At 75.2% G+C, this 13,452-nt stretch carries 12 protein-coding genes; 8 read left to right on the top strand and 4 right to left on the bottom strand.

Features of this window, described 5'->3' with window-relative positions; all coding sequences use genetic code 11:
- The 4 genes from lanKC to B7L92_RS21375 all read left to right on the top strand — a co-directional run.
- The coding region (lanKC, locus tag B7L92_RS21390; protein ID WP_107501560.1) for a class III lanthionine synthetase LanKC at positions 1-2,583 on the top strand (2,583 nt) is incomplete at its 5' end.
- The gene (ramS, locus tag B7L92_RS21385) at positions 2,580-2,708 is read left to right on the top strand and encodes a mycelium formation morphogenetic lantipeptide SapB (RefSeq protein WP_016827684.1); all 129 of its coding nucleotides are present in this window, start codon (positions 2,580-2,582) and stop codon (positions 2,706-2,708) included. The genes lanKC and ramS, both read left to right, overlap by 4 nt.
- Before the next feature lie 105 nt (positions 2,709-2,813).
- Positions 2,814-4,631 (top strand): ABC transporter ATP-binding protein, encoded by a 1,818-nt coding sequence (locus B7L92_RS21380; protein ID WP_107501559.1) that lies wholly within the window; start codon positions 2,814-2,816, stop codon positions 4,629-4,631.
- Positions 4,628-6,529 carry an ATP-binding cassette domain-containing protein gene (locus tag B7L92_RS21375; RefSeq protein ID WP_081239099.1) on the top strand — a complete coding sequence of 634 codons (1,902 nt, stop codon included), beginning with the start codon at positions 4,628-4,630 and terminating at the stop codon, positions 6,527-6,529. Before B7L92_RS21380 ends, B7L92_RS21375 begins: the two co-directional genes overlap by 4 nt.
- A gap of 49 nt (positions 6,530-6,578) precedes the next feature.
- On the opposite strand, the gene B7L92_RS21370 is transcribed toward B7L92_RS21375, so the two are convergent.
- Positions 6,579-7,181, bottom strand: coding sequence for a response regulator transcription factor (locus B7L92_RS21370; RefSeq protein ID WP_081239098.1), 603 nt, complete (start codon positions 7,179-7,181; stop codon positions 6,579-6,581).
- A gap of 446 nt (positions 7,182-7,627) precedes the next feature.
- Positions 7,628-7,870, bottom strand: coding sequence for an acyl carrier protein (locus tag B7L92_RS21365; RefSeq protein ID WP_081239097.1), 243 nt, complete (start codon positions 7,868-7,870; stop codon positions 7,628-7,630).
- Between the two features lie 401 nt (positions 7,871-8,271).
- Between B7L92_RS21365 and B7L92_RS21360 the strand changes: the two genes are divergently transcribed.
- Both B7L92_RS21360 and B7L92_RS21355 read left to right on the top strand, forming a co-directional pair.
- Complete coding sequence (locus B7L92_RS21360) at positions 8,272-9,309, top strand: endonuclease/exonuclease/phosphatase family protein (protein ID WP_170102228.1); 1,038 nt, start codon at positions 8,272-8,274, stop codon at positions 9,307-9,309.
- Between the two features lie 221 nt (positions 9,310-9,530).
- Complete coding sequence (locus B7L92_RS21355; protein WP_081239102.1) at positions 9,531-10,115, top strand: GNAT family N-acetyltransferase; 585 nt, start codon at positions 9,531-9,533, stop codon at positions 10,113-10,115.
- Between the two features lie 95 nt (positions 10,116-10,210).
- Here the strand turns inward: B7L92_RS21355 and B7L92_RS21350 are convergent, their stop codons facing one another.
- Together B7L92_RS21350 and B7L92_RS21345 are read right to left on the bottom strand one after the other, a co-directional pair.
- Positions 10,211-10,519 (bottom strand): hypothetical protein, encoded by a 309-nt coding sequence (locus tag B7L92_RS21350; protein ID WP_081239095.1) that lies wholly within the window; start codon positions 10,517-10,519, stop codon positions 10,211-10,213.
- 19 nt (positions 10,520-10,538) lie between these two features.
- On the bottom strand, positions 10,539-10,952 hold the full coding sequence (locus tag B7L92_RS21345) for an SRPBCC family protein (RefSeq protein ID WP_081239094.1): 414 nt from the start codon (positions 10,950-10,952) through the stop codon (positions 10,539-10,541).
- Between the two features lie 382 nt (positions 10,953-11,334).
- On the opposite strand from B7L92_RS21345, the gene B7L92_RS21340 reads away from it, so the two are divergent.
- Together B7L92_RS21340 and B7L92_RS21335 are read left to right on the top strand one after the other, a co-directional pair.
- Positions 11,335-11,787, top strand: a complete 453-nt coding sequence (locus B7L92_RS21340) for an SRPBCC family protein (protein WP_081239093.1) — start codon at positions 11,335-11,337, stop codon at positions 11,785-11,787.
- Positions 11,788-11,936: 149 nt separating this feature from the next.
- Positions 11,937-13,415, top strand: coding sequence for a glutamate-cysteine ligase family protein (locus B7L92_RS21335; RefSeq protein WP_081239092.1), 1,479 nt, complete (start codon positions 11,937-11,939; stop codon positions 13,413-13,415).
- The last annotated feature ends 37 nt before the right edge of the window (positions 13,416-13,452 follow it).

Below are 13,452 nucleotides of genomic sequence, written 5' to 3'. Positions count from 1 at the left end.
CCCCGCACCGGTGCGGGGCGGTCCCGGTACGCCGCGGCCTCTCTGCCCGTCCCGGCGGGATGGCAGCAGAACGAGAGCGGGGACTGGCTCGCCCTGCGGCCGGTGGACGCCGACCTCCCCGATCAGGGCTGGAAGATCCACATCTCCGCGTGTCTCGACAACGCCGAGTCCGTGCTGGAGCGCGTCCGCGCCCACTGCCTCGCCCACGGGACGGCCTTCAAGTTCGTCCCCAGCCGCTATCTGCTGCACCAGCGCAACGCCAAGTACGCCGACCGGGCCGGCAGCGGCAAGTTCATCACCGTGTACCCGGCGGACGAGGCGCGCTTCGAACGCGTCGCGGGCGAGCTCTCGGACCTGCTGGCCGGGGAGCCCGGCCCCCACATCCTGAGCGACCTGCGGCTCGGTGACGGTCCCGTGCACGTCCGGTACGGCGGCTTCACCCGCCGCAACTGCTACGACGAGAGCGGTGAGCTGCGGCCCGCCGTGGCCCGCCCCGACGGAGTGCTGGTGCCCGACCTGCGCGGTCCCGTCTTCCGCATACCGGACTGGGTGACCCTGCCGGCCTTCCTGCGCCCGCACCTGGACGCCCGCGCCGCGGTGACCGTGACGGACCTGCCGTACACGATCGAGTCGGCCCTGCACTTCTCCAACGGCGGGGGCGTCTACCTCGCCCGTGACACCCGCACCGGTGCACAGGTGGTCCTCAAGGAGGCCCGTCCGCACGCCGGACTGGCCGCCGACGGCGCCGACGCGGTGACCCGGCTGCACCGCGAACGCCGGGCGCTGGAACTCCTGTCGGGCCTCGACTGCACACCCGAGGTGCTCGACCACCTGACCGTCGGGGACCACCACTTCCTCGTGCTGGAGCACATCGACGGCAAGCCGCTCAACACGTTCTTCGCGCGCCGTCACCCGCTCATCGAGGCCGACCCGGGCGAGGAGCGGCTGGCCGAGTACACCGACTGGGCCCTCGACGTCCACGCCCGGGTGGAACGGGCCGTCGCGGACGTCCACGCACGGGGCGTGGTCTTCAACGACCTGCACCTGTTCAACATCATGATCCGCGAGGACGGCAGTGTCGCGCTGCTGGACTTCGAGGCGGCGCACCACGTCGACGAGCCGGGCCGGCAGACCGTCGCCAACCCGGGGTTCGTCGCGCCGCCCGGGCGGCGGGGGATCTCGGTGGACCGGTACGCGCTGGCCTGCCTGCGGCTGGCGCTGTTCCTCCCGCTCACCAGCCTGCTCGCGCTGGACCGGCGCAAGGCGAGACACCTCGCCGACCTGGTGGCGCGTCAGTTCCCGGTGGGGCGCGACTTCCTGGACGCGGCGGTCGAGGAGATCACGGACGGCGTCACGGACTCGCCCGCGGCACCGCGGGACCCGGAGCCGGTCGTCCCCGTCGAGCCGGGCGACTGGCCCCGCAGCCGGGAGTCGATGGCCTCGGCGATCCACGCGTCGGCGACACCGTCCCGCACGGACCGCCTCTTCCCCGGGGACATCGCGCAGTTCGCCACGGCGGGCGGCGGACTGGCGTTCGGCCACGGCGCGGCCGGCGTGCTGTACGCCCTGGCCGAGAGCGGGGCGGGACGCCACGAGGACGGGGAGCAGTGGCTGCTGGAGCGGACCAAGCAGCCGCCGTCGGGCATACCGCTCGGCTTCCACGACGGACTCGCCGGGATCGCCTGGACCCTGGAGTACCTCGGGCACCGCGACCGCGCGCTCGACCTCGCCGAGCTGCTGCTCGACCAGTCCTTCGACCACCTCGCCGCGGACCTGCACAGCGGCACCGCCGGGCTGGGCCTGGCCCTGGACTCACTGGCCGCCGCCACCGGCGACACCGCGCTCCGCTCGGCGGCCCTGCGCTGCGCCGATCTGACCGCGCGCTCCACGCCGGCCGCGGGCGAGGCCCCGGCCCGGCCGCCCCGCGCGGGGCTGCTGCACGGGGCGGCCGGACGCGCCCTGCTCTTCGTCCGGCTGTACGAACGCACCGGGGACACGGCCCTGCTGGACCTCGCGGGTTCCGCGCTGCGCCAGGACCTCGCCCGCTGCGTCCGGGGAGCGGGCGGCGCCCTCCAGGTCGACGAGGGATGGCGCACCATGCCCTACCTGGGCGCGGGCAGCGTGGGCATCGGCATGGTGCTCGACGACTACCTGGCCCACCGCCACGACGAGGAGTTCGCCCGGGCGAGGGACGAGATCGTGGCGGCGGCCCAGGCCATGTTCTACGCCCAGCCGGGACTGTACCGGGGCGTGTCCGGGATGGTGCTCTTCCTCGGACGCACCGCGGCCACCGGGCCCGGTACGGGACGTGAGGCCGTCCGGCGCCAACTCGACGCGCTGTCCTGGCACGCCATGTCCTACCGGGGCCGGCTCGCCTTCCCCGGTGAGCAGATGATGCGCCTGTCCATGGACCTCTCCACCGGGACGGCCGGATGCCTGCTGGCCGTCGCCTCCGTGTACGGCGACCCGCCCGCCGGGTTGCCGTTCCTCCCGCCGCCGCCCGAGGGGCGGCGGCCCCCAGAGCCGGTCCCATCCGGGGCCGTGAAAGAAAACCCGTTGCCGAACGAAGGGACGACGTCATGAACCTGTTCGACCTGCAGTCGCTGGAGACCCCCAAGGAAGAGGCCATGGGGGACGTCGAGACGGGCAGCCGCGCGAGCCTGCTGCTCTGCGGCGACAGCAGCCTGAGCGTCACGACCTGTAACTGACGCTCGAGCGGCCCGCCGCGGTGACGCGGTGAACCGCTCCGCTCGGTACCGGCGCCCCGGGCTCACCGCCCGGGGCGCCGCTGCTGTGCGCCGGCCAGTACGCCGATGCCGGCCGGCGCCCCCGGGACCGTGGAACGGACGGAGGGAAGTCGGCTGGTGCGCACGACCAAGACCCGGCTGCGGCGGGCACGCGCGGCCCAGGACGGGGCCGGCCCGGAGCCGGGCCGCACGCCCGCGGCGCTGGTGCTGCTGTGCTCGGTCGCGGCGGCAGCGGCGGCGGTGGCCCAGCCCCTCGTCCTCGGCCACACCCTGGACCTGCTGCTGCGCGGCGGCGACCCGGGCCCCTGGCCGGCCCTGAGCGCCGCGCTGCTCGTCGGCGAGGTGCTGCTCGACAGCCTCACCGCGCTGTTCACCGGCCGCTGCAACGCCGGATGGACGGCGTCGATCCGGTCCCGCGCCTTCACCGGCCTGCTGCACGGCGTACCGGACCGTGCGCGGCCGTACTCCCCCGGCGACGTCGGGACACGCCTCACCCTCAACGCCGCCGACGCGGGGGGCGTCCCCGCGGCCCGGGCGGCGCTGGCGGCCTCGCTCGTCACTCCGGCCGGCGCACTCGTGGCGCTGGCCTTCGTCGACCTGTGGGTGGCGGCGTGCGTCCTGGCCGGGCTGCCCGCGCTGGCGCTGGTGCTGCGGGCGTTCGCACGCGACACCGGTGCGTCGGTGGCCGCCTACCAGCGGGTGCAGTCGCAGATCGCCTCCCGGCTGCTGGAGGCCATGGAGGGGGCGGCCACCATCGCCGCCGCCGGGACGGGCGCACGGGAACGGCGGCGCGTGCTGGCACCCCTGGCGGAGCTCGGCGCGCTGGGCGGGCGGATGTGGGTGCTGCACGGCCGGGCGCTGGCCAGGAGCGGTGTCCTCGTGCCGCTGCTGGTCCTGGCCGCCACGGCCGTCGGCGGCGTGCGCCTCGCGTCGGGCGCCCTGAGCGTCGGCGACCTGCTCGCCGTCTGCCGCTACGCCCAGCTGGCCGCCGGGGTCGGCGGCGCGGCGACACTGCTGGGCGCGGTCGTGCGGGGACGGCGGGCACGGGAGCGCACCCTGGCGCTGGAACGGCTGCCCGCTCTGGCGTACGGAACGTGCGACCTGCCCCCGGACGGCCCGGGCGACCTCGAACTGTGCGGGGTGCGGGTGCTGCGCGACGGCAGGGAGGTGCTGCGCGCGGACGGTGTGCGGGTGCCGGGCGGCAGCACCGCCGCCGTGGTCGGGCGCAGCGGGGCGGGCAAGTCCCTCCTGGCCGCCGTGGCCGGCCGGCTGATCGACCCCGACGAGGGCCATGTGCTGCTGGACGGCGTCCGCCTCGACCGGCTGGGCCGTGAGGCGCTGCGCACCGAGGTCGCCTTCGCCTTCGAGCGTCCGGTCCTGGGCGGGGGCACCGTCGCCGAGGCCGTCGCCGCCGGACCGCGGCGCGTGCCGCCCGAGCAAGTGCGGCGGGCCGTCCGCGCCGCGGGCGCCGACGCCTTCGTGCGCCGTCTGCCGCGCGGTTACGACACCCCGCTGCCGTCGGCTCCGCTCTCGGGCGGCGAGTACCAGCGCCTCGGACTGGCCCGGGCGTTCGCGCACGCGGGGCGGCTCCTGGTCATGGACGACGCGACGTCCAGTCTGGACACCGCCACGGAGTACGAGGTGGACCGGGCGCTGCGCCGCTCGGTGCGGCCCGGGACCCGCCTGGTCGTCGCGCACCGCCCGTCGGTCGCGGCGCGCGCGGACCGGGTGATCTGGCTGGAGGACGGGCGCGTGCGGGCGGTCGCGCCGCACCGCGAGCTGTGGCGGGAGCCCGATTACCGGGCGCTGTTCGGCTCCGGTGGGGACGAGGGTCCGGCGCCGCGCCGGGACCACGGGGTCCGGCCCGAGGGAGCGCGGTCGTGACCGGCGCCGTGGGCAGTCGTGCGGAGGAGAAGGACGCCGGGTCCGGGGCGCTGCGCCGGACCGTGCCGCCGGCCCGTCGCTTCCTCGCCCGCCGCAAGGGGGTGCTGGCGCGGCTCGCGCTCTGGTCGGTGGCCGAGGCGGGTCAGGCCTTCGTGGTGGGCCACGGTGTCGCCCGCGCCGTGGACCAGGGCTTCCTCGCCGGCGACACCCGCCGGGGGCTGTGGTGGCTCGCCGTCGCCGCGGTGGCCGTGCTGCTCGGCGCTCCGGTGATGCGGGGCGTGTTCGCCGAGCTGGCCGGGCTGACGGAGCCGCTGCGCGACGGTCTCGTGCGGCGCGCGGTCGACCGGTCCCTGGCCGGGGCGCTGGCCCGGCCGGGCGGGACCGACCGGGCGGCGGTCTCCCGGCTGACGAACCAGGTCGAGATCGCCCGGGACAGCTTCGCCGGTCTCGTCCTCACCCTGCGCTCGTTCGTCTTCACCGCCGCCGGAGCCCTGCTGGGGCTGTTGTCGCTGCACCCGGACCTGCTCGTGGTGGTCCTGCCGCCGCTGCTGGCGGGCCTGGCCCTGTTCCTGGCGACGCTGCGGCCCATGGCCGCGGCTCAGCGGCGTGCCCTGGCGGCCGACGAGGCGCTGGGCGACCACGCGACCCGCGCACGAGCGGCGCTGCGCGACCTCACGGCCTGCGGAACCGGGCCCGAGACGGCGCGGCGCGGCGCGGAACTGGTCGCCGACGCCGCCGCGTCGGCCCGGGTCCTGGCCCGCTGGGCGGCGGTGCGCACGGCGGCGCTCGGTGTCGCGGGCCACCTGCCCGTCCTGATGCTGCTGGTGACCGTGCCGTGGCTGCGCGGCCGGGGCGTGACGGCGGGGGCGCTGCTGGGGGCCTTCACCTATCTCGCCCAGTCGCTGCTGCCCGCCGTGCACACGCTGATGACCGCGCTCGGTGCGGCCGGGTCCCGGCTGCTGGTCGTCGTGGACCGGATCACCGGCCCGGCACCGCCGGCGCCCGCGTCCCCGGCCGCGGGTCTCCCGGCGGCGGCCGGCGCCGTCCCGCCGGCGGACCGCGGAACGTCCGCGGCCCCGGTCGCGGGCCGCGGCTCCCCCTCCGCGGCCGAGGACGTGCCGCGGTCCGCCCGTGCCGCGCGCTCCGGCCCTCCCACGGCTCGCCGGCCGGGCCCTGCGGTGGAGTTCCGGGCGGTGACCCTGTCCTACGGCGTCCGTGCGGAGCCCGTCCTCGACTCCCTCGACCTGTGCGTCGCCCCGGGCGAGCACATCGCCGTCGTCGGGCCGAGCGGCATCGGGAAGTCCACGCTCACCCGCCTCGTCGCGGGCATGCTCGCGCCCAGCAGTGGCGAGGTGCGGGTGGCCGGCCGACCGGTCGCCGGACGCACCGCCGCCGAGCTCGGCGCCCTGCGCGCGCTGGTTCCCCAGGAGGCGTACGTCTTCGCCGGCACGGTGGGCGAGAACCTCACCTATCTGCGACCGGACGCGTGCCGGGCCGACGTCGACGCCGCCGTCCGCGACCTCGCCCTCCGGCCGCTGGTCGAGCGCCTGGGCGGGCTGGACGCACCGCTGCGGCCGGACGAGCTGTCCCAGGGCGAGCGGCAGCTCGTCGCGCTGGCGCGCGCCCATCTGTCGGCCGCCCCCCTGCTGCTGCTCGACGAGGCGACCTGCCACCTGGACCCGGCGTCGGAGGCGCGGGCGGAGGAGGCCCTCGCGCGGCGGCCGGGGACGCTGCTGGTGGTGGCACACCGCCTGTCGTCCGCCGTCCGGGCGGACCGGGTGCTGGTGCTGGACGGTGTGCGGACGGTGTGCGGCACGCACCAGGAGGTGCTGGCCCGTTCCTCCCTCTACCGTGACCTGACGGGCCACTGGAACGGCGGCCGGCACCGCGAGCCGTGACCGCCGCCCGTCGTGCGGGGCGCGGCGCGTCTCCCGCGCCGCGCCCCGGTCAGGTCCAGCCGCCGCTCTGGACTATGCGGATCGCGTCCACCCGGTTGCGCGCCCCCACCTTCCGTATCGCCGTGGCCATGTAGTTGCGGACGGTGCCCCGCGACAGGTGCAGCCGGGCCGCTATCTCGGCCACCGGCGCCCCCTGGGCGGCCAGGGACAGGACGCTCAGTTCACGGGTGGTCAGGGGCATCCGGGCCCCCTTGAGCAGGGCCACGGTGAGCGTCTCGTCGAGGAACCGCTCGCCCTGGGCGACCGTGTGCACCGCGGTGATCAGCCGCTGGGCGGAGGCGTTCTTGTCCACGAGACCGAGCGCCCCGCCGTCGAAGGCCCTGTGGAGCACCCCCGGTCGTTCCGGGGTCGCCAGGACCACGAGCCGGTCTCCGCACAGCGCCCTGAAGGGCGCGCCCCACTCATCGCCCGCCCCCTCCAGGCGGTCCCCGTCGACGACGCACACGTCCATCGGCCCCGCCCGGTGGTCCGGTGCGTCGGTGCGGGGACACAGGGACGAGACCTCCAGGGTCTCGTCGGATCTGAGCAGTTGTACCAATGCCGAACGAAGGAGCCCCTCGTCGTGCACCACGAGCACCCGAACCATTCTCATCCCGCCCCTCTTTCACCGGCCGTTTCATCGGCCGGCCGAACGCCCTCCCCGGGCCAACGGGCCAAGTGCCCTCTTCCACGTCACGGGAACACGGGCCCTGCGGACGGGACAGACGCACCGGTACCAACAGGCCGTTTTCCACGCCCCGAACGAGCGGGAAAGCCGTGTGCGGCCGCGCGGAAAAGGCGAAGACCCATGGGGCGGAAGGGCGGGGTCCGTGCATCGGCGACCGGACGGTGCGGGCACCGTGTCCCCCGGCCACCGGACGGATGCCTGGCCGGAGCGGCGCGCGACCGCCGCACGGGACCGCCCGCGGTGCGGCGGGGCGCGTGCGAGGGACGCTCCGTCCGGCCGGGACCCGGCCGGAAAGAGACGTCATCCAATCTGGCGTGAAATGCACCGGTCCATCTTGCGCGCCGGCGTTTCCCGCCTCGTCCGCGTACCGGTCAGTCGACCGCCGGGCCGGCCTTCTCGGTGCCGGACAGCCGGGCCAGGAACCGGTGGCAGCGGGCCGCACGCTCCGCGTCCTGTGCCATGACGGTCCGGAAGAAGTCGGCGATCTCCTCCTCGTTCGCGTTCTCCGCGTCGCGTACGTACTGGCCGTAATCGTGCCCCGCCTTCAGCGAGTGGTACTGGACGGAGATGAGGTCGTACACGAGGTCGCTGAATCCCGTCTCACCCGTCGCCATGAGTCCTCCCGGGGTGTGTGAGGAACGGATCGAGGACCGGGTATCCGCCCTTCGCGGGTGAAACCGGCGCGGCGACCGGGCGGGCGCGGACGCGGGGAGGGCGGGGTTCCCCAGGCGGACCGAGGTCGCGGGCGGCCTCGATGCCCGGGGAACGCCGTCGCGTCGGTCCCCGGGGGCGCTGCCGCGGACTCCGCACGACGTTCTCGACCCGGCCCCCCGGAGGAGGCCGCCCGCGAAGAGCGCCGGCCGGCCCTCCCGTCCCTTCCGCGTCCTCACGTCTTCACGTCTTCGCGGCCTCACGTCCTCGCGGCCTCACGTCCTCCACCGGTGGCTGCCCTCCCCGGGAAACCGATGCGTGCCCGGGCCCGTCCTGAAGGACGAGGTCGAGTGGACGGGAAGCCATGGCGGATCGGGTGGACAGCGGTACGGCGCCGACGGTGCGGACGGCACCGCGCCGGTGGGTGGAGCGGTGGGCTCCGGGCGGGGGCGACACGAAGGGGACGCGGGGCCGGCCGGTCCGGACGCGGGGGCGGGTGATCGCCGCGCTCGCGGTGGTGACCGCCGGGCTCCTGGCCCTCCACCGGGTGGTGCCCAACTCCGTGGGCCGCGCGGGCAGTCTGCTGGAATCGTTCCTGCCGTGGCTGGGGCTCGTGGTCGTGGGGCTGCTCGGCACGGCGCTGCTGCGCCGTTCCGCGACGGCGCTGGTGGCCCTGCTCCTGCCGGTCGCGGCCTGGACGTACCTCTTCGGCGGGCTGCTGCTGCCCGGGGCCGGGCCGGGCACGCGCGACCTGGTCGTGGTGCAGCACAACGTCAGCGACGAGAACCCCGACCCGGCGGGCACGGCCCGCGCCCTGGCCGCCGCCCGGCCCGATCTCCTCGCGCTGCAGGAGCTGGTGCCCCGGGCCCTGCCGGTCTACGAGAGGACTCTCGCCGCGCACTACCCGTACCACGCGGTCCGGGGCACCGTCGGGCTCTGGTCGAGGTATCCGCTCGCCGATGCCCGGCCGCTGGACATCAGGCCCCGCGGGATCACCGGGTTCTGGGAGCGCGGGCTGCGCGCCGTGGTCCGCACGCCGCACGGCGACGTCGCGGCGTACGTCGCGCATCTGCCCTCGGTCCGCGTCGGGGCGGGCGGCCTCGCGTCCTCCCGGCGCGACGAGAGCGCCGGTCTGCTGGGCGAGGCCCTCGCCGCCGAGGACCTCGAGACCGTCGTCCTGCTGGGAGACCTGAACGGCACCGTCGACGACCGCGGTCTGGCGCCCGTGACCTCACGGATGAACGTGGCCGAGCGGGGTTTCGCCTTCAGCTTCCCGGCCGCCTTCCCCCTGGTCCGGATCGACCAGGTCATGGCCCGCTCGGCGACCGTCGGCCGCATCCGTGCCCTGCCCGCCACCGGCAGCGACCACCTGCCGGTGGCGGCGCGGATCGCGCTCGACTGACGAACCGGCTGAAAGAACGGCCCCGTTCGTCCGCTTCCGCGTGCGTACCACGTCCGTCCGCCTCCGCGTGCGCGCCACGCCCCCCGGCCGTCGGTGCGGCTCCCGCCCGCCGGGGCTTCACCGGTGCCCCCCGGGGAGACCGGCCGGGACGGCGGTCGCCGCACGGTGCCGACGGCGAAAACACCTTGCCGGTGCCCACCGGTCGCGAGAGCATCCGGTGCGTGGAAGAGCCTGCCGACATCCTGCGCTGCGAGCGGGTGGAACTGCGCCGGTGGCGCACGGGCGACCTCGACGCCCTGGAACGCATGATCCGCGAGTCCCTGGAGCATCTCGTGCCGTGGATGCCCTGGGCCTCCGACCCGCCCGACCGGCAGCAGCTTGCCGATTTCCTCGCCCGGAACCAGGAGCAGTGGCGGACCGGGGAGGCCTACGCCTACGCCATCACCTCGGACGGGGCGATGGTGGGAAGCTGCGGGCTCTACCGCCGCGTCGGCGCGGGCGGACTCGACATCGGCTACTGGCTCCACCCCCACTGGACCGGACGGGGGCTGGCCACGGCGGCCGCGGCGGCTCTGGCCCGGCAGGGCCTCCGGCTGCCGGGCGTCGACCGCGTCGAGATCCGCCACGACGCCGCCAACCCGGCCAGCGGGGCCGTCGCCCGCCGCCTGGGGTTCGTGGAGGTCGGGCGCGCGCCGGTCTCCGCGGGACCGATCGCGCCCGCGGAGATGGGGATCGAGGTCGTCTGCCGGATGACCGCGGACCGGTGGACGGCCGGGACGGCCGTGCGGACCCGCCGAGCGGGCTGAACGGCCGCGGGGCCGGTGCGACGTGGACGGTCCGCACCGGTCCGCCCCGCGCGCCGCGACCGCCGGCGTCCACGCCCGGCGTCCACGACCCGTGTTCACGGCCGCGGATTGACGCGGTGCCACCGCGGACGCGCGTCGCCGCCGCGGCGTCCGGCGACGGACGCGCAGCGCGGGCACTGGCGCCGAACCCGGTCCGCCGCGCCCCCGGACTCCGGGAAGGTGTCCGGCCAGGAGACGTGCGGGAACCGGATCAGCCGCGAGCGGCTGAGGGACAGCCCGCAGACGGTCTGGTTCAGGCCCGGCTCCCAGGCGTGGACCTCACCGGCGGGCAGCCTGCGCCGGCCCTCCTCCTCGTCGGTCCACTGCCCGGAGGCGGCCACCGCGTACTGCTTCGGGCGAGGCATGTCGTCGTACCGGTCCGGGTCAGCCGGCCGCGTTGTCGACGCGCAGCCGCACCTGCTCCTCCAGTCGCCGGAGACTGGTGTCCAGGGCGTCGCGCACGACCTGCTCGCCCGGGTCGTGGCTGTCGTCGAAGAAGGACAGGTGCACCGTGACCTCGCTGGCTCCGCTGTCGATGCCGGCGACCTGGAGCCAGCCGGTGTAGTCGCCCTGGTCGCGCGTGCCCCATTCGAGCCGCATCTGGTCCCGCCGGGCGCGCAGCAGGGCGGTCGTGTCCTCGTCGAAGCGGTCCTCGTGCACGGTGACGGCGGGCAGGTCCTCGGCGTGCAGGTGCAGGGCTTCCGGAAGCCAGCTGCTCATCTGGTCGACGTTGGCCGCCTGGTCGAAGACGTGCTCCGGCGCGGCGGGCATCGTGCGTGAGTGTTCGTACTCGGTCATTGCGGTACCGCTCCTCGGTGCGGGGGTGGAACGGCGGGCGGAGTGGTCGGCGCCTTCGAGGGAGCTCTGCGGATCGATCGGTCGACACCGGCCAGGGAAGCCTCCCGTCCCGGGAGGGCGCGGCGGACCCGCGCCGGGACGTCTCGGGTACCCAGGGCAGCGGGATGGATGGCCCCGAACGGGCCTCGGAAGAAAGATCTCCTCCGGGCGGGGGCCGAGCGGGCCGGTCCTTCGGTACCGGTGCGGCGCGGCTCTCGGCCGCCGCCCGGGCCGCGCTCGTCCCCGTGGGCCGGGCGGGGGCCCGGCGACCGATGACTTTGCCGGCCCCCGCCCGTCTACAGATGCGACGGATCCCGACCGGCACGAGGCGGAGGACAACGACATGAGCACCGAGCCGACCACCACGGACGACGGCTTCTCCTACACGCTGACCAGGACGCTGGACGCCCCCGCGGACACGGTGTGGCAGGCCTGGACCACTCCCGGGCACTACGCCCGGTGGGCCCACGCCGTCCCCGGCTCCGTCGAGATGGACGTACGGCCGGGCGGCGTGTGGAAGTCCACGATGCTCACCCCCGACGGCGGCCGGTTCCCGCTGACCGGCTCCTACCTCGAGGTCGACGAGAACCGTCTGCTGGTGCTCGGCATGGACGTCCCCGGCAAGCCCGAACCCACCACGATGAGCATGGAGCTCGCCGAGGAGGACGGCCGGCGGACGCGGATCGTGCTCCGCCAGACGTGCGACACGGCGCAGGAGCGCGACATGGCCGAGCAGGGCAGCACCATGCTCCTCGACGGCCTGGTCGCCTTCCTCGCCGAGGACCCGACCGGCTGAGCCCTCCCGGGACACCGGCCGGCGAGACGGTGCGGGTGAGGTGCCGCGGCACCTCACCCGCACCGCCATCCCGCGTGGTCGGGTCCGCCCGGTGGTGCGACGCTGGGGTGGACAAGGTGTCCGAGGACCAGAACCCGGGAGGGAGACCGATGGGACGGGACGTCCCGGCGCTCACCTTCACCCGCGAGGACCGCCGCCGCTACCGGATCAAAATGCAGGAGTGCCTCGAGGCGTTCGCCCAGATGCTGCGCGATTCGCGGTTCGAGTCCGCGCGGCCCCAGGTGGGGCTCGAGATCGAACTGAACCTGGTCGACGAACGGGCCGAGCCCGCGATGCGCAACACCGACGCGCTCGAGGCGATCGCGGACCCGGCCTGGTCCACGGAGCTGGGCCGGTTCAACCTCGAGATCAACATTCCGCCGCGCCGTCTGACGGCGGGCGGACCCGACTCCTGGGAGTCCGAGATCCGCGACGCGCTGAACCACGCGGACCGGCGCGCCCGGTCCGTCGGCGCGCACCTGATCATGACGGGCATCCTCCCCACCCTGCGGCAGGAGGACGTCGGCGAGTCCGCGCTGTCGGAGAACCCCCGCTACCGGCTGCTCAACGACCAGGTCTTCGCGGCGCGCGGCGAGGACCTGCACATCGAGGTGGACGGCGTCGACCGGTTGCGGACCTACGCGGACACGATCACCCCGGAGGCCGCGTGCACCAGCACGCAGTTCCACCTCCAGGTGTCCCCGGAGCAGTTCGCCGACTACTGGAACGCGGCGCAGGCGATCGCCGGGGTCCAGGTCGCCCTGGCGGCCAACTCGCCCTTCCTGTTCGGCAAGGAACTGTGGCACGAGACCCGGATCCCGCTGTTCGAACAGGCCACCGACACCCGTTCGCAGGAGATCAAGGTGCAGGGGGTACGGCCCCGGGTGTGGTTCGGGGAGCGCTGGATCACCAGCGTCTTCGACCTCTTCGAGGAGAACCTGCGCTACTTCCCGGCCCTGCTCCCCCTGTGCGACGACCAGGACCCCGCGGAGACCCTGAACCGGGGCGACGTCCCGGAACTGGGCGAACTCACCCTGCACAACGGCACGATCTACCGCTGGAACCGCCCGGTCTACGCCATCGCCCACGACAAACCCCACGTGCGGGTGGAGAACCGTGTGCTGCCGGCCGGCCCGACCGTCGCCGACACGCTCGCCAACGGCGCCTTCTACTACGGGCTCACCCGCGCCCTGGTGGAGGAGGACCGCCCCGTGTGGTCACGGATGTCCTTCTCGGCCGCCGAGGAGAACCTGCACACGGCGGCGCGGCACGGCATCGACGCCCGGCTGTACTGGCCCGACATGGGCGAGGTACCGGCGGCCGAGCTGGTCCTGCGGCGGCTGTTGCCGCTGGCGCACCGCGGGCTGGAGCGCTCCGGCATGGACGAGGCCTGGCGGGAGCCGCTGCTCGGGATCATCGAACAGCGGTGCGTCACCGGCCGCAACGGGGCCGTGTGGCAGAAGGAGATGTTCCACCACATCGACGCCACCGCCCACTGCGACCGCCACGAGGCCCTGCGGCGGATGACGCAGCAGTACATCGACTACATGCACCTCAACGCCCCGGTCCACACCTGGCCCGTGGACTGACCCGGGACGGTCTCCCCGCGTCGCTGCCGGCGGCGCG

Origin of the sequence: Streptomyces viridosporus (genome assembly GCF_002078235.1) — a bacterium.
GTDB lineage: Bacteria > Actinomycetota > Actinomycetes > Streptomycetales > Streptomycetaceae > Streptomyces > Streptomyces viridosporus.
This window is presented reverse-complemented; position numbering and strand designations above follow the sequence as displayed.

Excerpts from the sequence above, each read along its gene's own strand:
- B7L92_RS21360 (WP_170102228.1), top strand. The coding sequence starts at position 8,272 with ATGGCGGATCGGGTGGACAGCGGTACGGCGCCGACGGTGCGGACGGCA.
- B7L92_RS21365 (WP_081239097.1), bottom strand. The coding sequence starts at position 7,870 with ATGGCGACGGGTGAGACGGGATTCAGCGACCTCGTGTACGACCTCATC.
- B7L92_RS21350 (WP_081239095.1), bottom strand. The coding sequence starts at position 10,519 with ATGCCTCGCCCGAAGCAGTACGCGGTGGCCGCCTCCGGGCAGTGGACC.
- B7L92_RS21380 (WP_107501559.1), top strand. The coding sequence starts at position 2,814 with ATGCCGGCCGGCGCCCCCGGGACCGTGGAACGGACGGAGGGAAGTCGG.
- B7L92_RS21340 (WP_081239093.1), top strand. The coding sequence starts at position 11,335 with ATGAGCACCGAGCCGACCACCACGGACGACGGCTTCTCCTACACGCTG.
- ramS (WP_016827684.1), top strand. The coding sequence starts at position 2,580 with ATGAACCTGTTCGACCTGCAGTCGCTGGAGACCCCCAAGGAAGAGGCC.
- B7L92_RS21345 (WP_081239094.1), bottom strand. The coding sequence starts at position 10,952 with ATGACCGAGTACGAACACTCACGCACGATGCCCGCCGCGCCGGAGCAC.
- B7L92_RS21370 (WP_081239098.1), bottom strand. The coding sequence starts at position 7,181 with ATGAGAATGGTTCGGGTGCTCGTGGTGCACGACGAGGGGCTCCTTCGT.
- B7L92_RS21335 (WP_081239092.1), top strand. The coding sequence starts at position 11,937 with ATGGGACGGGACGTCCCGGCGCTCACCTTCACCCGCGAGGACCGCCGC.